20 protein-coding genes are annotated in these 23,482 nt (G+C 59.9%); 7 read left to right on the top strand and 13 right to left on the bottom strand.

The features are described 5' to 3' along the window. The first annotated feature begins 8 nt into the window (after window positions 1-8). The gene (locus ACZ5Y5_RS14955; protein ID WP_464811294.1) at window positions 9-707 is read left to right on the top strand and encodes a spermidine synthase; all 699 of its coding nucleotides are present in this window, start codon (window positions 9-11) and stop codon (window positions 705-707) included. Here the strand turns inward: ACZ5Y5_RS14955 and ACZ5Y5_RS14960 are convergent. The 4 genes from ACZ5Y5_RS14960 to ACZ5Y5_RS14975 form a co-directional block, all read right to left on the bottom strand. After that, entirely contained in the window at window positions 704-1,513 is an 810-nt protein-coding gene (locus tag ACZ5Y5_RS14960; RefSeq protein ID WP_464811295.1) for a transglutaminase-like domain-containing protein, read from the bottom strand. The genes ACZ5Y5_RS14955 and ACZ5Y5_RS14960 overlap by 4 nt on opposite strands. Window positions 1,514-1,651: 138 nt before the next feature. Continuing rightward, window positions 1,652-1,825: a hypothetical protein gene (locus tag ACZ5Y5_RS14965; RefSeq protein WP_464811296.1), complete on the bottom strand. Its 174-nt coding sequence runs from the start codon at window positions 1,823-1,825 to the stop codon at window positions 1,652-1,654. 238 nt (window positions 1,826-2,063) lie between these two features. Then, the gene (locus tag ACZ5Y5_RS14970) at window positions 2,064-2,279 is read right to left on the bottom strand and encodes a hypothetical protein (protein ID WP_464811297.1); all 216 of its coding nucleotides are present in this window, start codon (window positions 2,277-2,279) and stop codon (window positions 2,064-2,066) included. 294 nt (window positions 2,280-2,573) lie between these two features. Continuing rightward, window positions 2,574-3,356 carry an SDR family NAD(P)-dependent oxidoreductase gene (locus ACZ5Y5_RS14975; protein ID WP_464811298.1) on the bottom strand — a complete coding sequence of 261 codons (783 nt, stop codon included), beginning with the start codon at window positions 3,354-3,356 and terminating at the stop codon, window positions 2,574-2,576. Between the two features lie 27 nt (window positions 3,357-3,383). Between ACZ5Y5_RS14975 and ACZ5Y5_RS14980 the strand changes: the two genes are divergently transcribed. After that, the gene (locus tag ACZ5Y5_RS14980; RefSeq protein ID WP_464811625.1) at window positions 3,384-3,782 is read left to right on the top strand and encodes a L,D-transpeptidase family protein; all 399 of its coding nucleotides are present in this window, start codon (window positions 3,384-3,386) and stop codon (window positions 3,780-3,782) included. Here the strand turns inward: ACZ5Y5_RS14980 and ACZ5Y5_RS14985 are convergent. The 3 genes from ACZ5Y5_RS14985 to ACZ5Y5_RS14995 form a co-directional block, all read right to left on the bottom strand. Next, entirely contained in the window at window positions 3,770-4,147 is a 378-nt protein-coding gene (locus tag ACZ5Y5_RS14985) for a response regulator (RefSeq protein ID WP_464811299.1), read from the bottom strand. The genes ACZ5Y5_RS14980 and ACZ5Y5_RS14985 overlap by 13 nt on opposite strands. After that, on the bottom strand, window positions 4,147-6,417 hold the full coding sequence (locus ACZ5Y5_RS14990) for a PAS domain S-box protein (RefSeq protein WP_464811300.1): 2,271 nt from the start codon (window positions 6,415-6,417) through the stop codon (window positions 4,147-4,149). Before ACZ5Y5_RS14990 ends, ACZ5Y5_RS14985 begins: the two co-directional genes overlap by 1 nt. A 150-nt stretch (window positions 6,418-6,567) precedes the next feature. After that, a complete protein-coding gene (locus ACZ5Y5_RS14995; RefSeq protein WP_464811301.1) occupies window positions 6,568-8,688 on the bottom strand; it encodes an oxidoreductase in 2,121 nt (706 codons plus the stop codon). A gap of 117 nt (window positions 8,689-8,805) precedes the next feature. Between ACZ5Y5_RS14995 and ACZ5Y5_RS15000 the strand changes: the two genes are divergently transcribed. The 5 genes from ACZ5Y5_RS15000 (at window position 8,806) to ACZ5Y5_RS15020 (ending at window position 13,051) form a co-directional block, all read left to right on the top strand. Continuing rightward, a complete protein-coding gene (locus tag ACZ5Y5_RS15000) occupies window positions 8,806-9,423 on the top strand; it encodes a TetR/AcrR family transcriptional regulator (protein WP_464811302.1) in 618 nt (205 codons plus the stop codon). 11 nt (window positions 9,424-9,434) lie between these two features. Continuing rightward, window positions 9,435-9,866 (top strand): nuclear transport factor 2 family protein, encoded by a 432-nt coding sequence (locus ACZ5Y5_RS15005; RefSeq protein WP_464811303.1) that lies wholly within the window; start codon window positions 9,435-9,437, stop codon window positions 9,864-9,866. A gap of 48 nt (window positions 9,867-9,914) precedes the next feature. Beyond that, window positions 9,915-11,918, top strand: a complete 2,004-nt coding sequence (locus tag ACZ5Y5_RS15010) for a pyrroloquinoline quinone-dependent dehydrogenase (RefSeq protein WP_464811304.1) — start codon at window positions 9,915-9,917, stop codon at window positions 11,916-11,918. A 63-nt stretch (window positions 11,919-11,981) separates the two neighbouring features. Beyond that, the gene (locus ACZ5Y5_RS15015) at window positions 11,982-12,428 is read left to right on the top strand and encodes a VOC family protein (RefSeq protein ID WP_464811305.1); all 447 of its coding nucleotides are present in this window, start codon (window positions 11,982-11,984) and stop codon (window positions 12,426-12,428) included. Window positions 12,429-12,592: 164 nt separating this feature from the next. Next, on the top strand, window positions 12,593-13,051 hold the full coding sequence (locus ACZ5Y5_RS15020) for a hypothetical protein (protein ID WP_464811306.1): 459 nt from the start codon (window positions 12,593-12,595) through the stop codon (window positions 13,049-13,051). Window positions 13,052-13,085: 34 nt separating this feature from the next. Here ACZ5Y5_RS15020 and ACZ5Y5_RS15025 read toward each other — a convergent pair whose 3' ends face one another. From ACZ5Y5_RS15025 to ACZ5Y5_RS15050, 6 genes are all read right to left on the bottom strand, one after another. Continuing rightward, window positions 13,086-13,679, bottom strand: a complete 594-nt coding sequence (locus ACZ5Y5_RS15025; protein WP_464811307.1) for a nitroreductase family protein — start codon at window positions 13,677-13,679, stop codon at window positions 13,086-13,088. Between the two features lie 179 nt (window positions 13,680-13,858). After that, window positions 13,859-16,381, bottom strand: a complete 2,523-nt coding sequence (locus ACZ5Y5_RS15030; protein ID WP_464811308.1) for a TonB-dependent receptor — start codon at window positions 16,379-16,381, stop codon at window positions 13,859-13,861. Between the two features lie 383 nt (window positions 16,382-16,764). Further along, window positions 16,765-19,035: a TonB-dependent receptor gene (locus ACZ5Y5_RS15035; protein ID WP_464811309.1), complete on the bottom strand. Its 2,271-nt coding sequence runs from the start codon at window positions 19,033-19,035 to the stop codon at window positions 16,765-16,767. A gap of 58 nt (window positions 19,036-19,093) precedes the next feature. After that, window positions 19,094-20,386 carry a sulfotransferase family protein gene (locus ACZ5Y5_RS15040; protein ID WP_464811310.1) on the bottom strand — a complete coding sequence of 431 codons (1,293 nt, stop codon included), beginning with the start codon at window positions 20,384-20,386 and terminating at the stop codon, window positions 19,094-19,096. Window positions 20,387-20,608: 222 nt separating this feature from the next. Beyond that, a complete protein-coding gene (locus tag ACZ5Y5_RS15045; protein ID WP_464811311.1) occupies window positions 20,609-21,682 on the bottom strand; it encodes an AraC family transcriptional regulator ligand-binding domain-containing protein in 1,074 nt (357 codons plus the stop codon). A gap of 179 nt (window positions 21,683-21,861) precedes the next feature. Continuing rightward, entirely contained in the window at window positions 21,862-23,130 is a 1,269-nt protein-coding gene (locus tag ACZ5Y5_RS15050) for a hypothetical protein (RefSeq protein ID WP_464811312.1), read from the bottom strand. Window positions 23,131-23,482: the final 352 nt, after the last annotated feature.

Consider the following 23,482-nt stretch of genomic DNA (forward strand, 5'->3'; position numbering starts at 1 on the left):
GAATGAGCATGCTGGCGGCACAAGATGACAGCGCGGAAATTCCGGTAGAACTGGTCGACACCGCGCAGCTTCCGGGCGGCGGTGAATTGCTCCTGTGGCGCAGGGGGGATGATTATTCCATCCAGTTCGAAGACGACGAGCTGATGGGCAATCAGGTTCGCCATTCGGAAGAAGCGCTGGCCACGCTGGTATGCGAACGGCTGCCCCATCGCGATGGCCGTATCCTTATCGGCGGGCTGGGGATGGGCTTCACGCTGGGAGCGGCGCTGAGGTCGCTTTCATCAAAGGCTGAGGTCGTCGTGGCCGAACTTGTCCCTGAAGTCGTCAAATGGGCGAAGGGGCATTTGTCCCACCTGTTTCAGAATTATCTCGACGATCCGCGCCTGTCGCTTGAAATGGCTGATGTGCATGACGTGATCATCAGGCAGTCGGCGGCTTTCGACGCCATCCTTCTCGACGTGGATAATGGTCCTGACGGGATGATCCACCTTCCCAACGAACGGCTCTACTGCAACTGGGGATTACGGGCAGCCCGTGGCGCACTGAAGCCAGGTGGCATCCTCGCGATATGGTCAGCCTATACGGATGACGATTTTGTCGATCGCCTGCACAAGGCCGGTTTTGAGGTGGAGGAAGTGAGCATCCCTGCCCTGGCTGGCGAGGAACATGTCACCCATACGATCTGGCTTGCGACCAAAGGCAATTAGGTCGGGGTGACGCTGTCCGTTGCGTCGGGAGCGAGCTGTGTCACGCAAACCTCCTGACTAACTAACTCCGCATATCCGAAGATGGTCATGAAGGAGATGTCGGTGGCATCTCGTCCAACCGCAACGCGCACAAGCCCTTCCACCGGAGCAAGGCCGCTGGCATCGATGAGATGCCAGTCGCCGTCCAGCCAGACATCCACGACAGCGTGGAAATCGGGTGGCTCCAGCTTCCAGGCATAGGCTGAGACGAGGCGCGCGGGGATACCCGCTGCCCTGGCGAAGGCCGCCATCACATGCGAAAAGTCGCGGCATACGCCCTCGCGCGCCACGAAGCTGTCGACCGCGCTGGTCGTCCCGTGGCTCGCACCTAGCCTGTAGTCGATGTTTTGGCGTATCCATTGCGCCATCGCATCGATCTTCGCTCCGCCCTCCAACTCGCCAAACTCCCGCGTCACGAAAGAGACGAACCGGTCGGACTCGCAGAAACGGCTGGGCCAAAGATAGGGTATGACATGTGCAGGAAGATCGGGGCGCGAGGAAATCGGCAGTCCGACCAGCGATCTGGCCGTCCGCTCGACATCAAAAATGCCGCTATATTCCGCCAGAAAGTCGCCCTGAGCGCTGGCCCAGGTTCTGCGGCCGATGCCGTCGTCCCCCGGCACCGTGCGCAGCGGCTCGGCAGCGCTGACGGTGAGCAGGTCATTCACCAACCGTTGCTCCGGCATCTGCGCGCCCTCGATCGCCAGCAGCACATCGGCCTGGAGCGGCATATGGTAGGCGAGCCTGGCTTTTACTTTAAGGCGCATGCGATATCCTGATCTGCTCGCGGCCGGTTCAGCGCCGCGAGCGACCAAAGAACTTCGCCAAGCCGACTCGCGTTCCGAGCGCGACCCACAAGCCGCATCGGACGCAGAAAGGCAATCCAGCCAATGGGACTGTGGTCGTCAGCTGCGCAAGCGCATCACGGCTTCTTGTCCTTCGCGGCTCAGCACATCGATGATCTTCGCATAGGCGCGGGCCTGCTCCTCATGTTCGCTCTTCTGCCGCGGGCATTTCGCCAGAAGAGCTTGGGCCAGCGCGGCGAGCCTGCCGCGTTCTAGACGGCGGAACTGCTCCATCAATATCTCCGCGTACCACTCGGCAACTGCCTGGCGATGTGAGAGGGAGAACGCTTCACCTCACCCAGGATCAGCTTGTGCTTCATGAGGACACGAAGAGCATCCGCGTCTCTGGGGTCGAGCAACACGACTCTCGAGCCGCCCGATAGGAGGGGTTCTACGGTGGATACCCGGAACATATGTTTCGCGCACAGCGCTTCGATGGCGTCAGGGCTTTGATCGATGTGGATGGCCCGGCTCATGCTTGAATTCCCCAGGGCCCAAAAGGAAAGGGGTTGAAGTGCGTGGACCCGTCCACCTTCTTCGACCGATATGGGAGGCGATGATCACGAATGAGGCGGGCATAGTCTTGCGCCAGCCCCTGATGCGCGATCCGTGATGATGCACAAGACGCCGATTGCGCGCGCAGCAACTCTTCCTGCTCGCATCGCAGCAAATGATTGAGATCGTCCATGGCGGCTCCTCGGCTTGCAAGCGGGAGCGCGTTGGTCTCTCAGTCACGGCGGATGCCTGCAGCAAATTCCGCGCAATGTTTATGGCATAGCGGATATCCGCCGTGCTGTCGCGCACAATATCCTGGGTCGCTTCGATCTTCATAGTTTGGTCGGCGATGAATAGGCCCCCCGTTCTGGTCATTACGAGCCCCGCGTCACGGCCGGAAATCAGTCAGTAGCTTATCACGCTTGTGGACCAGTTATCTTTCAGGCGTCATTCTCCGCGCCAATCTTCTTTACATTCATCGCGTGGATTATCGCGGCACGACCTGCGGAGGGCGGCCGATCATGGCTCCGGCGTCGACGGTGATCAGCTGCCCCGTCACCGCGCTGGCGTCGTTGACGAGCCACCGGATGGTGGAAGCAATGTCCTCCGGCGTGCACAAGCGGCCGAGCGCGGACGCCTCCTCAAAGATTTTGCGAGCCTGGTCGAAACCGGCCTCGCCCAGCCCCCTACGCAGCCAGTCGCCATCGATCACGCCGGGCAGAACGGCGTTGACCCGAACTGGAGCCAGATTGCGGGCGAGCGCCATGGTCAGCGTGTTCAGCGCGCCCTTGGACGCCCCATAAGCATAGGAGCTGCCGGTGCCGTTCAGGCTGGAGATCGATGAGACCAACACGATGGCACCCCGTTCCTGTGTGCTCATCGCTGGCTGCACGGCCCGCGTCATCTGATAGGCACCGATGACATTGACGCCATAGATGCGCTGGAAATCCTCTGCGCCCTGCCCTTCCAGATCGCTCATCGACACGAATTGGGTCAGTCCCGCCGAGTGCACCAGAGCATCGATGCGACCCCAGCGTTCAACCGCCGCCGACGCGAGCGCCCGGCAGTCCTGGTCGTTGGCGACATCGGCGCGCAGTGCGAAAGCGTCGCCGCCCCCTGCGAGGATGTGAGACACAACATCAGCCGCCGCGTCCGCGCTGCGGGCATAGTTCACCAGGATGTCATATCCATCAGCAGCGAGAGCTTTGGCCGACGCGGCCCCGACGCCGGTGCCACCACCGGTAACGATCGCGACGGGTCTATCAGCCATATCAATCCTCTCTCCAGCCTGCTTTCAATTTGCTACCAGCTTTCCCGGCGCGGGAAAGCCGCCAAGGCCGGAGCGGATGCGCGTCAGAGCGGAGCCGGCTCCGGCAATATGATGGGCGCAGTCAAGTTCATGCTGCCAAATCGCCTCGGCATCTACCTTCACGACACGCCCGGCAAATCGGCCTTCGTGAAGCAGGATCGCCGTCTGAGTTCGGGTTGCGTACGGCTCGCCGATGCGCCGTTGTTTTATCGTTGGCTTATGCGCGGCAAGGTCATGACTGCTGCTGCCGCGCCCGAAACGCATGTGCCACTGCCGCAGCCCGTTCCTGTTTACATCCTCTATCTTACGGCCTTGCCGACCGAAAAGGGCATCGTTCTTCAGGATGACGTTTACCAGCGCGACACCCCCGCCGCCTACTCATCCTGAAGCATGTTCGCCAGCATCCTTACCACCCTGCGAACATCCACCGGCTTCTCGAACCGGACGACGCTGGCGAACTCCTCGGGAATAGTGCTGCGATCATAGCCCGTGACAAAGGCGAAAGGCACGGCCCGCTCCGAAAGCGTGCGCGCTAGGTCGAAAGAGGGCCCCTGCCCCAGGTTCACGTCGACGAACGCGCAGTCGGGCTGGACGTCGGTAAGAGCGCGACCCGCATCCGCTTCGTCCGCGAAGGGACCAATGACGGTAGCGCCCTCGTCTTCCAGCGCAGCCTGGAGATCGGAGGCCAAGTAAAAATCATCCTCGACGACAAGGACCTGCGCATTGCGCAGGCTGTGCGCAGTATCACCCATCATCCTACTCCGTTCGGCTGAAGGATACTGTCTCCCGGGCGCAGCGGGAACTCGATACAGCTTTCAAGGCCACCGGGCTTCAGCGTGATGCTCCCTTTCCCCTTCAGTTCATAAGGGATGCGGCGGGATATGAGTTCGGAACCGAACCCCTTGCGTCGCGGCGCTGAATCGAGAACCGGAACACCCCGCTCGACCCAGTGCAGGACCAGCCATTGCTGCCCTTTGCGCATCTCGCTTTTCCAATGCACCTGAAGCCTGCCGCTGGGCCGGGTGAACGCGCCATATTTGGTGGCGTTTGTCGCCAGTTCGTGGATGGATAGGGTCAACACCTCTGCCGCTTTTGGCGATAGTTCGACGTCTGGGCCCGCCAGTTCGATCTGCCCTTCCTGAGCCGCCTGAGCCAGCAGTTCGTCGCGGATAATATATTCCAGATCGACCCCCGCCCCGGCCTTTCGGGTCAGCAACACCTGCGTGCGAGCGAGCGCCGAAATCCGGCCCTGGAGATGCTGTATATATTCCTCGGTCGGGCGATCCCCATTGTCAGACCGGCTGATGATCGACCGTATGACGGCCAGAATATTGCGGACCCGATGCTGCAGTTCCGCCAGCAATATCTTTTGCCGTTCCGTAGATTCCCGCCGCTCCGTAATGTCCATCACGGCGCCGATCATGCGAATGGCCTCGCCTGCCTCATCATAGATGAAGCGGCCGCGGCCATAGAGCCAATGGATTGATCCGTCCGGATGCACGACGCGGAATTCTCGCACATATTCCTCGTGCGTTGCCCTGGCATGCCGAAGCGCCGTCTCGGCGCCTTCCAGGTCATCAGGGTGGATCCGCTCAGCCCATGCGCTATAGCTCGGCTTCACCTCTCCGACCTGATAGCCCTCCATCCGGAAATGCTCGTCCGACCAGTGAACTTCGTCGGTCAGCACGTTCCAGTCCCACAATCCCAGTCGACCGACCTCGACCGCGCTGCGCAGGCGTTCCTCGCTCTCCTCCATTATCTCCTGGTTCAGCTTCGCCTCTGTGATGTCCTCGCCGATGCCGCCGATCAGCGTGACCTCACTACCCGCAGTGACGATCGGGAAGTCTGTATTACGCAGCCAGCGGATTGCGCCATCGCCCGGCCGCTTGACGCGATATTCGAAGGTCACATGCTCGCCCGCGCGAACCCTCTCCATGGCATCTTTGGCCGCTGCCCGGTCTTCCGGCACGATCAGTTCCAGCCAGCTGCGATAATTGTCGCCGGACAGCGCCTCCTCCCGGCTGAGGCCGTAAATCGTTTCGAACGCGGGGGTCAGATATTGCCACTGCATCGTGGCTGCGTCGCGTATCCACAGCACATCCTGTGAAGCGTCGCCAAATTGCCGGATTCGCTCCTCACTCTCGCGTAATGCCTCGGCGCTGCGCTTGGCATCGTCTATGTCCGATATCGTTTCCACGACGCCGGTGACATTACCCTTCTCATCAAAGGTCGGCGCCGTCGCGACGCTGGTCCAGATCTCGCGGCCGTCGTCATCGGTATAGAGCATCTCCTGCCCGGGCGTGACGCTCTCTCCGCGAAATGCCCTGGCGGCAGGGAAGTCATCGGGGTCCAGCGGCCGGCCTTCCTTGTCCCAGGCGCGCCATCGCGCAACCCGATCCGGATCACGCGAGGGGATGACTCCCGTGGGCAAAAACCGGCGGAATTCGCTGTTTGAAACCACGGCTTTCCCGTCCAGGCCTATGACGGCTGCGCCGACCGGGACGCTTTCAAAGGCTGCGGCCAAGCGCGCTTCGGTGCTGCGCAAGGCGGCTTCCGCCGACCGGCGCCGGGTCACTTCGAACAGAGTCTGCAGAACGCCGCTGGCATGGCCATCGTCATCGAATAGCGGCGACCAGCTGGTGTCGAACACATGTTCCGCCAAACTGCCATCCGGCTCGCGGAGCGCCACTATATAGTCAAGGAGCTGCACGGCCCTTCCGGCGCGCGCTTCATTAAGCAACGGAGCCATCACCGCGTCATAGACCTCAGGCCATCCTTCGGCCACCGGGCGGCCAAGCAGCTGCGGATGACGATCCTTGGCGATATCGATATAGGCATCATTATAGAATTGAAGATGCGCGGCGCCCCACAGGATCGTCGCGGGCTGAGGCAAGGCCAGCATTATATCGATGGCCGTCCGCAGCGCTCCGGGCCAGCCTTCCATAGCCCCCAGCGTGGTCGCCGACCAATCATGGTCTCTTATCCGGGCCGCCATCTCGCCAGAAGCGTTCGGCCATGTCATTGCATTTTCTCCGGCGTCATGCCTGGCCAACGCCTAGCCCGCGAAACCGTGCGCGAGGCCGATCCTAATTCCTACAGTCGAACGCTGCAATTACATCTGGCGACAAGAACTGGCGGCTACTCCGCCATCGCGGAAACTGAGTTAATTGCCTTAGATCTTAGCGGCGGCGTCCGCCGCCCCGCGCATGGCCCCTTCTATATAGCCGATGCCCGTCGCATCGCCGATCCGATGCACTTGAAAGCCTGCCGCCTCCAACTCATCGCCCAGCTCGGAATCACCGCGAGCGCCCTTCGCGACGATCACATGATCAGCGTCGAGCGCGCGTGCCAAACCATGGCCATCTTGAAACGTCACGCTCTTGCGCCCGATGACGATGCCGGATGACGAGGGGTATAGTTCAGTCCCATGCTCGCGCAGTTCATCCAAAATGCGCATGCGGCGGACAATAGTGAGACCCTTGCCGAAGCGCGGCGCATCGTCCACCACCGCGACACTACGGCCCCGCTCCATCAGAAATTCGGCAAGCTCCAGCCCCACTAGCTCACCGCCGATGATGACGATCCGCTTGCCCAGCGGCATCCAACGGCGGGTGGCAGCGCGAACAAAATCGAGATTGGCGGTGAGGCCGGTCGCCGCGCCGATCTTCGTCGCAAGGCGCGTACCTACGCCCATCTTGTGCTTCAGCTGTTCCGATTTTTCACCCAGCATCAACTGGCGCAGCTCGTCGCCGGATAGCACATGCGGAAGGTCACTGCCTGGTATAGGAGGCATCTCTCGAACAGCGCCCGTGGCGACGATGACCGCGTCGGGCGCAAGGCTGCGCATCAACTCGACCGTGCAGGCTGTGCCTAGCCTCACATCGACGCGCGAGCTTTTGACCTTGCGTTTCAGCCAGTTCAGCAACAATTCGTTCGGCGTGTAGGCAAGCGCTGCAAAGCGCAAGGTGCCGCCAAGCCGGGCCGAACGCTCCACGAGCACGACCTCATGTCCCGCTTCATCAAGCCTGCGGGCGGCTTCCATGCCTCCTGGACCGCCGCCGACGATAACTACCCGCTTCCGTTCGCGCGGGCGGTCATCGCGAAGATATTCGAAACCGGTCTCGGCGTTGACGGCACAGCGTAGCGGCTGGCCATGATAAATGGCGCTGATGCACGTATAGCAATAGATGCAGGGCATCACATCTTCGCGCTGACCTTCGGCCAGTTTCCGCGGCAGATGCGGGTCTGCGAGCAGCGGACGCCCCATCGATACGAAATCAAGCGAGCCGTCGGCTATCGCTTGTTCAGCGCGTTCAGGCGTGATGCGGCCGGACGCGATCACGGGAATCGAGATGGCCGCCTTGATGCGCGCGCCGAAGGGGATGTTAAGGCCGGGTTCGTGCGGCGTGTGCGACGCGGAATGCAGCTTGCCGAAACTGGGATCATGATAGGCAGTGACGGTGATGGCATTGACGCCCGCCGCCTCCACCATCTTGGCGACGCGGACGGCATCCTCGATCGTTATCCCGTCCTTCTTCCCGACTTCACGCGAGTCCAGTTTGCACCAGATGGGGAAGTCCGCACCCACCGCCGCCCGCACATCCGCTATGACTTCCAATAGAAAGCGTGCCCTGTTCTCCAGCGGGCCTCCATAGTCGTCCGTCCGCTTGTTCGTTGCTGGCGAAAGGAAGGAGGACAATAGGTAGCCGTGGCCGCCATGGATTTCGAGGCCATCGAAACCCGCCTGTTTCGCCCGGAAAGCCGCCGCCGCGAACTGTTCGCGGACAGTCCGGATATCCTCGACCGTCATCACTTTGAACTCGACGGACGCTATCTTGCCAAAGGGTGCCTCCGCAAGTTCCTCAAGCAGGAAGCTTTCCGTGAAGTCGCCCTTCGGCGCATCGGGAATGGATGGGCACCAGACAGGACGGCCCGCCAGGAGATCGCCCTGCGCCACAAGCCCGCCATGGTGAATTTGCGGCGCGATCTTCGCGCCATGGGCATGCACCGCTTCCACCAGCGCTTTCAGCCCCGGGAGAAAACGGTCGTCGGAAATGGCGATCTGGTTGATTTGATTGCTGCCGACGGGCCAGGCGACGCCAGCAACGCCGGTGATGATCAGCCCCACGCCGCCTTTTGCCTGTTCCTCATGATAGGCGCGGATGCGATCACCGCAATGACCGTCCGGCTCGGCTAGGCTGGCGCCCATCGCGGTCACGGCGATGCGGTTGCGTAACGTCATCGTCCCTATGTGGCCTGGCGACAGCAGAGCCCCGAACGCGTGCTTCGGCATGCCTTGATCCTCTCCTACTTGTCGCCATTTTGGCCATACACATCATTTGCCCGTACACTATGTATTGTCAAGCTGTAGGCTAGGGGATAAGGCTTGCCGAAAGACGGGAGATGAGATGTGAACGCGGCCAGCCCCCGGCGTAATCATTTGCAGGAGGAGCAGCGGACCCGCACACGCGGCTTGATCGCTCACGCCGCATTGAAGGTGTTTTCCGAACGCGGCTATGTTGCAAGTTCGATAGAACAGATATTGGTGGCGGCGGGCGTCAGCCGCGCCGCTTTTTACAGCCATTTCGACGGCAAGCTGGCAGTCGTGATGGCCATTGCCGAAGAATTCGAGCCTGCGTGGAAGCCTGTTTTCCGTTACCTCGCGGACTTGCCCAACCCTCAACTCCCCGAACTGATGGAATGGGCGCAGCGCCACCTCGATCTTCACCGGTCCAATGCCGAAACCTGCACACTCCTCACCCAGGTCGCTACGCTGGAAGAGCCACTCTATCGCAAGGTCTCGCTTCAGCGCGACGCGCTGATCGACATGCTGGCGGAGCGGCAACCGGCTTTCGCCGCCGCCAAGCAGGACGCCGATGTCATGCTGGAGGCGCAGATCCTCCTCTTGGGGATCGACCAGACCTGCTTCCACCTCGTCCGTCAGCATGTGCGCGATCCGGGCGGTAGGGCGACAAGGATCATGGCGGAACAGATGCTGCAATTCATGCAAAGGCACGAAAGCCGATGAGCGGAGGGGATATGACCTTGGAGGATTTGATCGCCCATCACCAGATCGCGCGCCAGTTGGCCGAGTTCGCACGGGCGATGGATGAACGCGACTGGGGCAGGATTGCCGAAATACTTGTCGATGATGCAGTGGCCGATGTTGGTGAAGGCCGCCTTGACGGCAGCGCCGCCTTCATCGCCACCATGCGCCGCTATCTCGACGCATGCGGGCCGACGCAGCATCTCCTGGGCAACCTCCTAGTCGATGTGAATGGGGATGAGGCACAGAGCCGCTGCTATGTCAGCGACATGCATTTGGGCCTTGGAGAACGCGAACATCTCACCTTCGCCACCTTGGGTGACTATCATGATCGCTGGCGCAAGATCGACGGCAGCTGGCGCATGGTGGAGCGGATCAAACATAACCGCGCCCATATTGGCTCATTCGACGTGTTCCAGATGTAGTTTGCGGGCCGGACCGCTCAATCATTCACACCAGATGAGAGAATAGATGTGACCTCCAGCGCGCCTGCTCGCGGTTTCCGAAGGCTGAACCGCATCCTCCTCCTGATCCTGTTGCCGGTCGCGCTGATCGGCCTGGCTCTGCACGGCTATGCTCAGGGCTGGTTCACGTCCAACCCGCATATCGAGATGACGGGACCGGTGGCCGGTTGGGATCATTGGGGTGGGGACGCTGGCGGGACGCGATATTCCCCACTGACGCAGGTCACGCCGGAAAATGCCTGGGCGCTGAAGCCCGCATGGACCTACCATATTGGGATGATCAAGGCGCAGGGACAAAGCTCCCCGACATTTGAAGCGACGCCGATCATAGCGGAAAATCGGCTCTATACCTGCTCGGGCATTACACGGATCGTGGCGCTGGATCCCGAAACCGGCCGCGAAATCTGGGCCTTCGATCCCAAGTCCGACAATTTCAGCACATATCAATTGAACTGCCGCGGGGTCACTTATGTCCGCGATCCCGCCGTTGCCGCGAGCGCGCCGTGCGCTGGACGCATCGTGGCGGGAACGCTGGACATGCGCTTGATTGCGCTGGACGCGGCGACCGGCCGCCTTTGCGCGTCGTTCGGGGCGGGCGGCATCCTCGACCTGCGGCAGGGGCTGGGGAAATATGAGCGCGGAGACATGGCGGTATCGTCGCCGCCCGTCTTCATCGACAACAAAATCGTCGTGAACGCGCGCGTGATCGACAATATGCGAGTGGACGTTCCCGCTGGCGCTATCCGTGCCTTCGATGTTCATTCAGGCAAGCTCGCCTGGGCTTGGAATGCCGTCCCGCCGGGCATGGAGACTGCACGGAGCACGCCGTCGGGCGAGGCACTCGTCCGCGCCACTCCCAACAGTTGGGCACCGATGTCGGCAGACCCGGCGTTGAACATGATCTACGTGCCCATGGGCAATGCAGCGCCGGATCATTTCGGCGGAGAACGCCGAGGGCTTGATTATTATTCAAGCTCGGTCGTCGCCCTGGACGCTTCCACCGGCAAGGTGCGGTGGCGCTTCCAGACGGTGCATCATGATCTATGGGACTATGACCTGCCATCGCAGCCGGTGGCCTTCGACCTGCCAACGTCCGGAGGCGTCGTCCCCGCTCTCGCCCAGTCCACCAAGCAGGGCCACATCTTCATCCTCGACCGCCGCACCGGCAAGCCGGTCTTCCCGGTCGTAGAGCGCCCTGTTCCCCAAGCTGGCGCAGTTCCTGGCGAAAAACTCTCCCCAACGCAGCCCTTCCCTGCCAATCCAGCCTTCATCGTCCGTGCAAAGGATCTGACCGAAGAAGACATGCACGGCTTCACGCCTTATGATCGTGGCAAATGCCGCGACCTGTTCCGCTCGGCCAACTATCAGGGACTGTTCACGCCGCCATCCACGCGGGGCTGGATACAATTTCCAAGCTTCATGGGCGCAACGAACTGGGGCGGCGTCTCGATCGATCCGCGCCGCAATATTCTGATCGTGAACACGACGCAGGCGGCAGCCTTGATGAAGCTCATTCCACGCCAGCAGGTGGCGCAGCTTCAGAAAGCGGGACAAAATGTACTTCCCTCGACGGGGTCGCCTTATGGCCTTACGCTGGGCCCGATGCTGTCGCCCTTTGGCGCGCCATGCAACCGCCCGCCTTGGGGCTCCCTCATCGCGATCGATCTGAAGGCGGGCAAGAAGCTGTGGGAAGTTCCGTTTGGGACGACACGCGACCAGGCACCCTTCCCGATATGGCTGAAGACGGGCGTCCCCAATATCGGCGGATCAGTCATAACCGCTTCCGGGCTGGTGTTCATCGGCGCAGCGACCGACAGCTATTTCCGCGCCTTCGACATCCACACTGGGCAGATCGTCTGGAAGGCGCGCCTGCCCGGCGGAGGACAGGCCACGCCGATGACATACCGACTGCGCAAAAATGGCCGCCAGTTCGTCGTGATTGCCGCAGGGGGTCACAAATATCTGGGCACTCGCCAGAATGACGCTCTGGTCGCCTATGCTCTCCCGGAGTGACGCGCTGGTACAGGCGATGGGATCAGACAGAGCCAAAATCATGTCAAACATGTGGAGATCGCCATGAATCTCAAGGGCGTGAACAGAGTGATGATTGCCGTCAACGATCTCAACGAGTCCAAAAAACGCTATAGCGATCTGCTGGGCGCGACCTTCCATGATGCCCACTGGACCGGCGAACCTTTCGGCATTCTTGTCGCCATCTCCTGGGATGCGGGGATAGAATTATGCGCTCCCATGCCGGACCGTAAACATGACTCCGCCGTATCGCATTTTCTCGCGACCCGTGGCGAAGGGGTGATGAACGTGTTTTTCGGGGTGGAAGATGGCGATGCGGCAATGGCCCGCGCGCGCGCCAATGGCTTTGAATGCGTCCATTCACTGGACTACTCCCAAGAGGAGATTGATGCCCATCTGGGAGGCTTTTTCAAAAGATATCAGGAGTTCATGATAGACACTGCTGAACGCTGTGGATTTGCCATCAGCTTGGCGCGAATTGACCCCAAATAATTCCCTTTTCGATCAAAAGAGCCAGTTAGAAGCTGGGCCCGAGGCGTCGCCCGGGCAACCGCTACTGCCTTCTGGCTGTTAATGAGGCTGAGCCTCCATGTATCTCGATTTGCTCGAACGGGCCCGGATGCTTTAAGCTGAGTTGGTTCGCAGAGGAGAGTCGCGTGCGCTTCTTGCTTCTCATCGGGTTGGCTATTCTCGCCTCCTGCGGGTTTGGCGATAAAAAGCAGGAGGCCGTTACCGCAGCGCCGAGCAACACGTTGGAGACGCAGCAAACCGCTCCCACTGTTTCAAGCCCAAGCCCCGCCAGTCAAACACCGCCTCCGCCCGACTTCACCATGCCCGACTTTGCGCCGCTATATCCAGGAGCGACGATCCAATCGCTCAACAGTGCTGTCGATCGATCCAATAATGAAGTTCGGCTGGCGACCACTGACGATGCCGCCAAAGTGGTCGCCTTTTACCGCGACAGGTTTGCGGAAGCGGGCATGAAGAAAACCTCTGAATTCATATCAGGAGGAACGGCGATGATGTCAGCAATTGGCAAGGGCAGGCAAGCTTCGATCGCGATCACAAAGGAAGCCGGCCATAACGCCGTCATAGTCACCTATTCGGGCGAATAGTTTCTCCAGGAAACCGCGCCCCGCAAGAGCCGGTTTATCCCTGGAAATTTCCCACGCCGACAAATTCGGAAATGTCCTTGCGCCCGCTTGGCGCTTCCCGCGCCTGAAGCGCTTCGGGTAGGATTGCCTTATCTGCGATACGGCCGATCGCCACGGCCGCCTCGATCCGAAAGCGATCGGGGACATCCAGTTCCTGCCGCGCCTTGTCGAAGTCGATCCCGGTCATGGCATGGCTGTGATAACCGAGCCGCGTGGCCTGCAGCGCCATCAGCGCCCAAGCCGCACCGGCATCGAAGCTGTGGCTGTGCGAAGGCTTGGCATCTTCCGATCCGCGCGTGGTAATCAGCGTGTCGGACAGGATGAAGATCAAGGCTGAGGCATTTTGCACCCAGCTCTGGTTGAAGGGCAGAAGCAAGCCGAGGAAGCGATCCCAGTCCGCGCCGTCGCGGGTGGCATAAAGCAGCCGCCAGGGCTGATAATTGAAGGCCGATGGCGCCCAGCGCGCGGCTTCGAATATGGTATCAAGATCGGCCTGCGGTATCGAAGACGCATCGAACGCACGCGGCGACCACCGATCAAGAAAAAGCGGTTCGACGGGGCGCGTCACGGCGCGAGCAGCAGCTGACATATTTTCTCCGATAAATTTGCGCATCGATATCGGGGGAGAAATCGAAAACCGCAAGCCTTCGCGATCAAGCGGAGTCGTATGACCGCTTCCGCGCATGACAAATCGGCCGGCCCCGCGTTGCTGGACCGGCCGATTGCTTAACCCCGGCGCTCAGCCTTCAGCAGAAGGCCGGCCTGCTCTCACTCTCCGCCAAAACGGTAGCGGAGCTTGAGGCCGTACATGCGTGGCTCGCCATAGATCGTGGCCCAGGAAAGCAGGGAGCCGCCCTGATACACGTCGGTGTTGCTGATCCGGTAGAGCTTGTTCGTGGCGTTGGTCACAAACACGCCCGCATCGAAGCCGGAGCCTGCGATATTGTTCCAGTCCAGCGACATGTTCAGCAAACCAAAGGCCTCAAGCTTTTCGCCCGGTTGCTGCGGCGGAACCACCGTCGCTTCGCTATGCTGCGGCGAATTATGCGCATAGTTCACGAAGAAGGACATGTTGCCCAGCCTTTCGGCGATGGGCAGGTTCACCGCCACATGAAAGCTGTAGATGTACGGCACCACATATTGGCCGGGCAGGCAGGTCAGGTCCGTGGGCGTGCCGGGGGGTGGTACCAAGCCGGAGCAATCCGCCAGCAAGCCGTTCGATATAAGGCTATATTCGGTATACTTGAAATGCGTGTAGCTGAAGTTGCCTCCAATCTCAATTGGCTTCCATGGACGGATGGACGCATCAAGCTCAACGCCCGAGACATGGGCCTTGGCCGCGTTGATTCGTGCGCCGCTAGCGCGGGTGACTTCGTTGAAGTCGCCAGTCGCCTTCTGGATATTCTGGTAATTCAGATAATAATAGGATGCGTTGAGCCGTGTGGGTACGCCAGCAATACGGAAGTCCGATTTGAATCCCGCCTCATAGGAGGTCACCTTTTCCGGCTCGAAGGTGCGCGTGTTTTCGCGGACGGCATAGGGATTGAAACCGCCCGCCTTGTAGCCGCGACTGATCTTACCGAAAATCATCAGGTCGCGGACCGGCTTGTAATCAAGCCCGACCAGCCAGGTCGCCGCCTTGCTCTTTAACGAAGCGGTGAAATTGCAGTCCGAAACCGCATTCACCAGCCTCGAGTCAGCCGAGCAGACGAACTGACCCGTCAGGGTTGGCGTATAGCTTTGCGAGAAGCCGTTGATCTTGTCCCAGGTATAGCGGAAGCCGCCTGTCAGGCGCAAACTGTCGAGCGACGGCGTCATCGCCCCGAAATCAAATGTACCTTGTGCGTAGAGCGCCTTTGATATCGTCGCGACATAACCGGGTGTCGCGTTGGCGACGCAGAATGATGCGCCTGTAAACGCTGCGGGGCAGTAATTTATGGCGCTACCTGCTTGATCACCGTCGGGCTTCTGACTGTAGTAGAAGGCACCCGCAGTGAAAGTTAGCCTGTTGTCGAGATAGGTTCCCTGTATCTGCAACTCTTCAGTGAACTGCTTGTAACTGTCACGAGGCAACGTGACGGGTGATGTATTATTATATACAACTGGAGTTCCATTCCCTGGGAGCGTGACCTGTCCCGGCGCGGGCAGCTTGTAGGGATCTACGTCATATTGCTGAAGGACGGTGCCATCGCCATCATAACGGTAGAAGCTCTTGAACTTCTGATAGCTGATGATGTTGCGCAGGACGAGTTCGTCGTTCAGGTCGAACGACAATGTGTCCGTGATGCCCCAAGTCTTGGTCTTTTGATAATCATCAACGCCATGCGCCGTCTGGCGAGGACCAAGCGCGTTCGCTTGGGCAGTCGCCGCGCGATAAACGTTGCATGATGCTACCGCGCCCGGGATCGTTGGGCCTTCAATACAGAAGGGGGCTGGTGAACCATCAGCGGGATTTATAATCGCCTTCAGGCCATCGATATTGAAGCCCTTGTGGATAAGGCCGGTGCCGTTGAAGCGCGAATAGGCGCCATAGGCCATCAGATAATTTTCGATGCGCTCGGTCGGACGGAAGGTGATGCCAATACGGCCGGAATACCAGTGCGTATCGTCACGATCCTTGTTCCAGATCACGTCATGGGTGTAACCGTCGCGATCATGATAGGTGCCGACCACGCGGACCAGCAGCTTATCATCGACAACGGGCACGTTGATGACGCCTTCGATCTCCTTGGCGTCGTAGTTGCCATATTTGGCAAGCAGCGAACCGGAAAAGTTGTTGGTCGGCTTGTGCGGTACGAGCAGGATCGCGCCGCCAGTCGTATTGCGGCCGAACAACGTGCCCTGCGGGCCTGCAAGAACCTGCAGATTTTCAAGATCGACGAAGTTGCCGGGGCCACCCTGCTGGCTGAGCGTAATCGGCGCAGGCAGCGGCACTTCATTCAGATAAAGCACGACGCCGGGCGAAGCCTGGAAAGTCGCGCCTTGTCCGCGCAGTGTGAAGGTCTGGGAATCGCGCGATCCCTGCCCCGCTGATCCGACGACCAGTGACGGCACGCTGGCGTTGAGGTCCTGGGACTGGGTGATATTCTGCTGCTGCAGGCGCTCTGGCGAAAAGGCCGTGATGGAGATTGGAACGTCCTGCGCACGTTCCTCGCGGCGCTGCGCAGTCACGATGATATCGGCTGTCGCGCCGAGTTGGGCGGCTGATGTGTCCTGCGCGAAGGCTGGAGTGGCCGCCAGTACGGCGACAGACGCAACGGTACCAAAAAGCAGTGCGGAATGCCTGGTCAAGTTCCCCTCCCATTTTAGCTCGCCGCGTTTGTTCAAGCGGTCGAGGCTTCAGATTATGATAAGGAAACAATCTTCGCAATCGAGCAATGCGCAATTGTGATGTATTTTGGCCACTATGATGAGCTATTTTATTTTGCATAGGAGGGCCTGCGTCAGGCCGCTTGCAAAGGCACACGCTTCGATCGGTCTAGCTCGCACCCTCCTGCATTTGACGCGATGACGGCCAGAGCGTGTCCCAAAGCGTCGCGGTCAGTGTTCGCCAGCGGTCTCTCAAACCGCGCGCAAGGTGCTTTAGCGTGTGGCGGAAAGAGCGGAAGACGAAGCGACATGGGGATCGCCGAGGTGGGAGGGAGCGAAGGCCCCCTGCCCCGTCATCGAAAGGCTCAGAATTTCAGAGTCAGGTCCACGCCATAGGTCCGCGCTGGCAGATAGTAGCCAGCCAATGTCGGCCCTACCGCGCCGCTGAAGGTGAATGAGCGGTTGTTGGTGAGATTCTTACCCCAGGCCTGAACCGATGTCTTGAGGCCGCCGATTGGGAGGTCGGCCAGCGTGGCCCGCGCATTGACGAGCCAACGTTCGGGCGTCTGTGCCTCTGCCTTGTAGATTGGATCGGTGGCGGTGAACTGCTTGGCCGTACCTTGAGTATCCGCACCGATGGAGAGAATGGCACCGTTGCTCATCTCCGGGAAGGCATAGTTCGCGCCAAACGATGCCGTCCATTTCGGGCGATAGGCCTCAAGGAAGGTGTCGGGGTCACCGACCGACGGATCCAGTTCCTGATATTTGAAGTTGGTGTAGCCGTAGTTGCCGGTCAGAGTGAGGCCCTCGACGGGTATGAAAGTCGCTTCGACCTCAGCACCCCAGATGCGTGACTTGCCCGCATTAAGGATGATCGCCGACCCATTGGGGAAGACCGTGAATTGAAGGCCCTTATAGTCCTGGTAGAAGGCAGCGGCGTTCAGGCGCAGCCGGCGATCCATCAGATCCGTCTTGGCACCGATTTCATAGTTGGTCACTTCTTCCGGCGCGAAGGGCGTGCCATTGTTCGTGCCGCCCGACAGGTACCCGGTCGAAGTTGAGGCATAAACCATCACATCCGAGTTGGGCCGATAGGTTATGTTCGCGAGATAGTTGAACCGTTGCTTGCGGTAGTGGAAAGTACCAAGGATCGGGCCGTTGCTATAGACGGCCACCTTGCGATCGAAGGTTTCTCGGCCGCCCAGGGTGACGTCAAGCTGATCGGTCAGATGGAAAGTTGCCTGTGCGAACGCCGCGTAGGAAGTCGACTGGAAACGATTGTCCGGAACCGCTGGTGCGTTGACGACGAAATTGGGTACGGTCTGAAAGAAGAAGACCTGCGGAACGCCCGGCCCGCCGCTCACCAGCTTCTCATTGAAGTAGAAGAGGCCGCCGACGACGTCCAATGTATCCGTGGAAACGTTAAGCTGCAATTCCTCGGTGATCTGCTTGAAGTCAGTTTCGCTGACAATGGTCGTCGCCAGCAGCGGGTCGCCTGTGCTGTCGTCGATCAGGCCGCCAAGACCGTCGAGCTGATTGATGGAATTACCCCTCTGCTTGCGCAGAGCGGCGATATTCTTGACCTTCACACTGTCGGACAGCGTGAAGTCCGCAGTTAAGGTGTGACCTTGTACCAGTTGGTGTGAGTTGGAGGTGAACCAGTTATTTACCGCCTTGGGCCGCTTGTCATGTTCCGTGAAATCACCGCTCACCGTTCCCCGACCGAACAGAAAGCTGTTGTAGAAGTTAACGGTGCCCTGGCTTTGCGCGGGAGGCAAGATAGAGGCGGTGGCGCCCGGTGACCCCTTGTTGAGCGTGCGATCATATTTGTAGTTGATATCGACGTCGCTGTTAGGATTGTAACGCAGCGCCGCACGGAAGGCAGTCGTATCCTCGGCCCCCAGCGTATCAGCGGCGCGGTAGATGGTGCGACGCCCATTGGTCGCGTCGGTGAAGTCCCAAGTTGTGCCGGCGCCAATATTGCGAACGTCACCGTCACGCTTCTTCTTGTAGAAGTTAAGCTGTGCGCTGAACCCATTCCATTCCGGCGTGTCCAGGCGAACCTTGACACGGCGTAGGTCGTAATTGCCGAGCGAGCCCTGCACATAGCCGCCAAGCTCGCCCGTAGGGTTGGCGGTAATGACGCTGATCGCGCCCCCGGTTGAGTTGCGGCCGAAGAGTGTGCCCTGCGGACCGCGTAGCACCTCGATCCGTTCGATGTCGGCAAAATCGAACTGCGCGCCTACCGCCCGGCCGAGATATACCCCGTCCACATAGATGGAGATCGGATTATCCGATTCCGGCGCAGTGTTCGATGCCAGGATGCCACGGATTGAGAAGCTGGCGATCTGATTGCCGCCTATCTGCGGAACGGTGATGACGTTCGGCGCGAAGGCCGAAATGTCGTTCACCGTTTCGATCCGGTTGTTCTGGATCTGCTCGGTGCCGAGCGCCGACACCGCGATGGGGACATCCTGCAGATTTTGTTCGCGCTTCTGCGCAGTCACGACGATATCGGCGACTTGGCTGCGGCTCGATACAGTATCTCGGGCGTCGGGCTGTAGCTGTGCGAACCCGACATGCGGCACAAGCGCCGCCAGCGCAACGCCTGATGCCAGCAAGTAATGTGTCTTCATGATTGTCCCCTCCTGATTGTTCTGCGTGGCTTAGCCATCTGTCAGAATGATGATGTTGTCACACTTCGTTGGGCACGTTGAAGTAGTTTTGATAGCGCGAGTAGTTTTGCCGTTCAGCCTGAATGACAGGGTCGTCCGCCTGCGACTTGGTATATTTTGAGCTGTTTCCGTGGGATCCGCCGTGACGGCTGTTGAGGAAACTCATCATGCGATCGAGCGCCTCTGGCGTCAGTTCCAGCCGGAGCGAAGCATAGATGTCGCGAATTGCGCGCTCGGGCGACTTCATGAATTCGGCATAGATGGAGTTTGCATAGGCGCCCTCGCGCATGGTGCCATCCTCGATCCAGCTAATGACGTCATCCCACATCTTGATTCGGCCATCGAGTGCCGTCCACTCGTTTCCCGCCGTCCTCTCACCGTAGATATGATCTGTGCGCCACGAGAAGATGGTGCCGCCCACATTGGTGACAGAATCGGACGAGGCAATGGGATCGCGGTGAGGCAGTATGATCTTGGCGTCTGGATAGGCCTTCAGCAGCTGCGGAATGCGCGGCATGTGCGTTGGGTTCTTGAGCAGCCAATGGCGCTTAGGGTGCTTCCACTGCAACAGCTTCAGCACCTTCTTATGCCAGTGGAAATGATAGGCCGGGTCCTGGCTGTTGAAGTAGCTTTCATAGCTGTGAACGTTCATCGCGGTCGCCCAGACTTCGGAGAAGAAGGCGAGATAGGTGAACTCGATATCTTCGACCGGCAGATCGCCGCCCCAAGCATGCATGCTGCGCCATTCGGGGCTGATCGAATGGACGAAATCGACCCGATCCTGCGCCTTTGAGATCCAGCGGTCGATCTCCGCCTGGTCGGCGTCAGGACGCGCATCGGGGAAGAGCGCTTCCCAGCGATGCACCGAACGGAACTGGGGATCTTGCGAAAGCGTCTCATGCAGGATGGTGGTCCCCGAACGGCCGAAGCCAAGGATGAAGACCGGTTCCTTCACCACTTCCTGATCGATTTCGGGATTTCGCTTATAAGCATCGACGACGCGCAGCCGGGCCTCCAGATAACCGAGGATGTCGGATCGGGTCAGGATACGGCCGACGAAATTCAGCGCTGCATCTTCCTCGATCGACTTGAGCAACAGGCGGAAATGATCGCGCCAGCCATCTTCCTCAAGATCGTCAAGGCCGGTATTGCGGCGGGCGGTATCGACCAGCGACGCCTCATCAAGCGGGACGATGCCCTTTATGTCAAGCTTGGCTCCGAGCGCGTTGAGATCGGCCGCCCATTGCGGGCGAGGTGGCAGCTGCCACGCGGCGCGCCGTTTCAAAAGACCTTCGTCCTGTTGCAGTTCCATAGCATCTCTCTCCGGCTTTTGGCGGTGCCCGCCTTTGAGCGAAAATTTACCTACGCAGTCCCGCGCGTCCAGCGCCACGGACAGACAAAAAGCGTCGATTTAAGGGACAAAAGATTGCTACCTCTGGATGCTCGCAGCGGGGGGGAGCGGCCACCACACAATGGCGCCAATGCGCCATTCAGATGAGGTCGCGAGTGCCTGTTGGGCCGGTGCCCGGCTCGGTCAGCCCGCGTCTGCCACGGTCATGGGCTCGCCGCTTGCGGCATGCTTGCGGAAGGTGCTCGGCGACAAGCCGGTGCAGCGCTGAAAAGCCCGAGCGAAGGCGCGGCTGGAGGAATAGTCCAGCTGGTGTGCGATGCGATCGATGCTCGTCGGTCCGGTCGCCAGAAATTCCTGCGCGATCTCCGTTCGGACGAGGTCTTTGATATCCTGGAAGGCAACCTTTTCGTTCACCAGCCGACGGCGCAGCGTCGCCTCGCTTACGCCAAGGCCACGCGCCAGTTCATCGGTTGTGGGAACATGTCGCCCACTGTGCAGAGCAGAACGATAAATCGCCGCTACACGCTCACTCAGGTCAGCCTCAACATGTTCCGCAACGATGAGATTGTCTGGGAAAGCTTTAAGGAAATCGTGCAACTGCGCGTTGGATCGGACGATGGGCCGCTTCAGCTGTGCGGCGGGGAACAGGATGGCATTGTCGGGGGCATCATGATGCGGCCTGATGCCGAAGGTGTCGCACAGTGCACGGCTATCCTTGGTGGCGGGATGGCGAACGGTGTAGTTGCATTGCAGCGGTTCGCCGGTCAGCCAGTCGAACAGCCGACTAAACAGCATCAGGGCGTTGACTGAGAAAAATTCCTCCCAGCATTGCTCGAGCGGCCCGAGCCCCATCTTGAAAAACGCAATGTCGCCTTCCACGCTCAATTCCGACGAGCCGAAGCGCTCTGCCGCCAATGTTCCGAAGACAGTGATGCGCTGAATGGCCTCTTCCAGCACCGTGCTGCTGATGACGGCATGGCACATGAGTTGAAATTCCTGGAGCCGCATGCCGGGATGCTGCGGTGATTCCAACTTGGAGCGGATCGCCGCGACGCAAAGCTGCCGAAGCCTCACGAATTGGTTCAGCGATATGCCGGGTACGCTGGCGTCTCTGAGATGAGCTAGGTTGAAGGACAATTTGCACTGGCGAAGAAGGCAAGTCGTGTCGATGCCTAGGCTTTCCGCCTTTTCAAGCAACGCTCGGATATGATCCGCCGCGATATGACTTGCGAACGATACATGCTCCGCGGCTTTCATGGGCTCTCCTTCCCAACGACGACTGGGCTACTCCTTCTCCATCTGCTGGTCTGACGGGGAGGAGTATCCTGCACATCATGTTTTATTTTTTGTCGTTCTACATTCTAATGTTTTTTGCTCTCGTTTAGCCTGAGTTGACTGCGTTGGTTATGGATTTACCCTTTGCTGGAGCGCCCGGCCTAACCCATGACGCGTTCATAGTGGCGGCGCCACTCCGCATGTTCCGCTTGCCGCTCTTCGGGGGTGAGGCGTGGAACAATGGCAGGTACACGCTCGCGCAGTGCGTCGAAGGGCAATGCTTCTACCTCCAGCCGAGGCGGTTTCGCCTCCGTGCCGCCGTCCGAGAAGCCGATCCAGCGCAGAAAGATCACGCCTTCGTGCAAGCCATCGGGATCGACCCAGTTGGCGACGCCGGGGTCCTGGTGCGACACGACGAAAGTGTAGCCTCCATCGGGATTGGGCTTGGCCCGACCCGTGCCGATCGCCACTGGCCGCTCAAGCAGATTGCCGACGCCGCCCCAGAAGTTGGACACCGGAACGACCGCGTATAGAGCGGTGCCAAGTGTGAGGGAGATGAGTAGGGCCTCGCCGTCGGATAGGCGGTAATGACCGGGCGCATAAGCTTGCGCGACCGAATACATGCTTTCCTGATGGATCTTGGGCGAACCGAAGCTGTTAGCCGGCGTAGTGAGGACGAAGTTGCGGGTGACGAAGACCAGATCATCGACATGCTTGCGAATGTGCCGTTCGGCGGCCGCCGCCATCTCGTCGAAGGAGTGGGATGGCCGTGTTGGTTCGGGGCCGAGGCGCCTGATCGTCAAGGCGATCGGCGACTGATTGGCGGGGTCGCTGATGACGTCGCGGATCAGCATCTGGACGCTTTGCGCGTTGCTTTCGAAATGATTGGGGTTATCGCCTTCCGCTCGCGGTCCGATGGTAAGCGTGAAACTGCCATCCTCTTCGACATGAAGCGCGGAGAGAGACAAATTCTTCTGATATGCCTGCTCGGCGGTCAGCATGGCGACTTCAAACGCGATGGGGCGACCGGGCGGCATTTGCCCTTCGATCACATATTCTGACGCGCCCTCGATCGGCGCAAAGCGGTAGATATAATCGGGATTGGGATGGCCGCTTTTGGTGGCTGGTATCTCGTCGTCGCCCAGTCGGTGCGCCAGGCGGGCGAAGGCGTGAATACGGGGACGAAGCGGGTCTTCATTGGCGGCGTTCATAAGGCCGCAAAAAGCGGCCTGCTCATATTCGGCTGGAAAACGGTCGAGATGCTCTTCATTCGGGGCCATCGCTTCGCGCCAATGCGCCTCGACGCGGGCGATCGCCGCCTGAACCCGCGGGTCGCGGCGGAGCCGGGCGGCAATGCGCTCCACATACTCCTGATCCTCGGTTGCGAGCGGCGTGGAAATGGCTTCAGTTTCCCCATGCATTTGGGTCAAGGCGACTCTCTCCCTTCAACGGCGAAAGTAGCTTCGCCGCGTGTCCGTTGAAGCCTGACCGCGGGTCGTCTTCGACTGAATGTCGGGTAAGTTCAGACGACCCGTCGTTCCCCAGAATGCTCTGGGTTAGCCTTCACCTGCTTATACTTTTGTTATTGCTCAGTTCAGCCCTGGATGAAAGGGGCTCCCGGGGCTGCGCCCTATACCCTCGACCCGTTTTCGCAGCGACCGGCGCATCCTGTGCCCCGGAGTTACGCAGACTGAAACTGACGATCTAGGTCGCCGCTCCCCCTGTTGCGCTGTCTCCGCACGCCACTTAGTCCGGGCTTGCGGATCGAGGCATTGCACAGCC

Source organism: Sphingobium sp. TomTYG65 (assembly GCF_055395525.1).

Coding starts and splice junctions, on each gene's coding strand:
- ACZ5Y5_RS14955 (WP_464811294.1), top strand. CDS start 9: ATGCTGGCGGCACAAGATGACAGCGCGGAAATTCCGGTAGAACTGGTC.
- ACZ5Y5_RS14960 (WP_464811295.1), bottom strand. CDS start 1,513: ATGCGCCTTAAAGTAAAAGCCAGGCTCGCCTACCATATGCCGCTCCAG.
- ACZ5Y5_RS14965 (WP_464811296.1), bottom strand. CDS start 1,825: ATGGAGCAGTTCCGCCGTCTAGAACGCGGCAGGCTCGCCGCGCTGGCC.
- ACZ5Y5_RS14970 (WP_464811297.1), bottom strand. CDS start 2,279: ATGGACGATCTCAATCATTTGCTGCGATGCGAGCAGGAAGAGTTGCTG.
- ACZ5Y5_RS14975 (WP_464811298.1), bottom strand. CDS start 3,356: ATGGCTGATAGACCCGTCGCGATCGTTACCGGTGGTGGCACCGGCGTC.
- ACZ5Y5_RS14985 (WP_464811299.1), bottom strand. CDS start 4,147: ATGGGTGATACTGCGCACAGCCTGCGCAATGCGCAGGTCCTTGTCGTC.
- ACZ5Y5_RS14990 (WP_464811300.1), bottom strand. CDS start 6,417: ATGACATGGCCGAACGCTTCTGGCGAGATGGCGGCCCGGATAAGAGAC.
- ACZ5Y5_RS14995 (WP_464811301.1), bottom strand. CDS start 8,688: ATGCCGAAGCACGCGTTCGGGGCTCTGCTGTCGCCAGGCCACATAGGG.
- ACZ5Y5_RS15005 (WP_464811303.1), top strand. CDS start 9,435: ATGACCTTGGAGGATTTGATCGCCCATCACCAGATCGCGCGCCAGTTG.
- ACZ5Y5_RS15015 (WP_464811305.1), top strand. CDS start 11,982: ATGAATCTCAAGGGCGTGAACAGAGTGATGATTGCCGTCAACGATCTC.
- ACZ5Y5_RS15025 (WP_464811307.1), bottom strand. CDS start 13,679: ATGTCAGCTGCTGCTCGCGCCGTGACGCGCCCCGTCGAACCGCTTTTT.
- ACZ5Y5_RS15035 (WP_464811309.1), bottom strand. CDS start 19,035: ATGAAGACACATTACTTGCTGGCATCAGGCGTTGCGCTGGCGGCGCTT.
- ACZ5Y5_RS15040 (WP_464811310.1), bottom strand. CDS start 20,386: ATGGAACTGCAACAGGACGAAGGTCTTTTGAAACGGCGCGCCGCGTGG.
- ACZ5Y5_RS15045 (WP_464811311.1), bottom strand. CDS start 21,682: ATGAAAGCCGCGGAGCATGTATCGTTCGCAAGTCATATCGCGGCGGAT.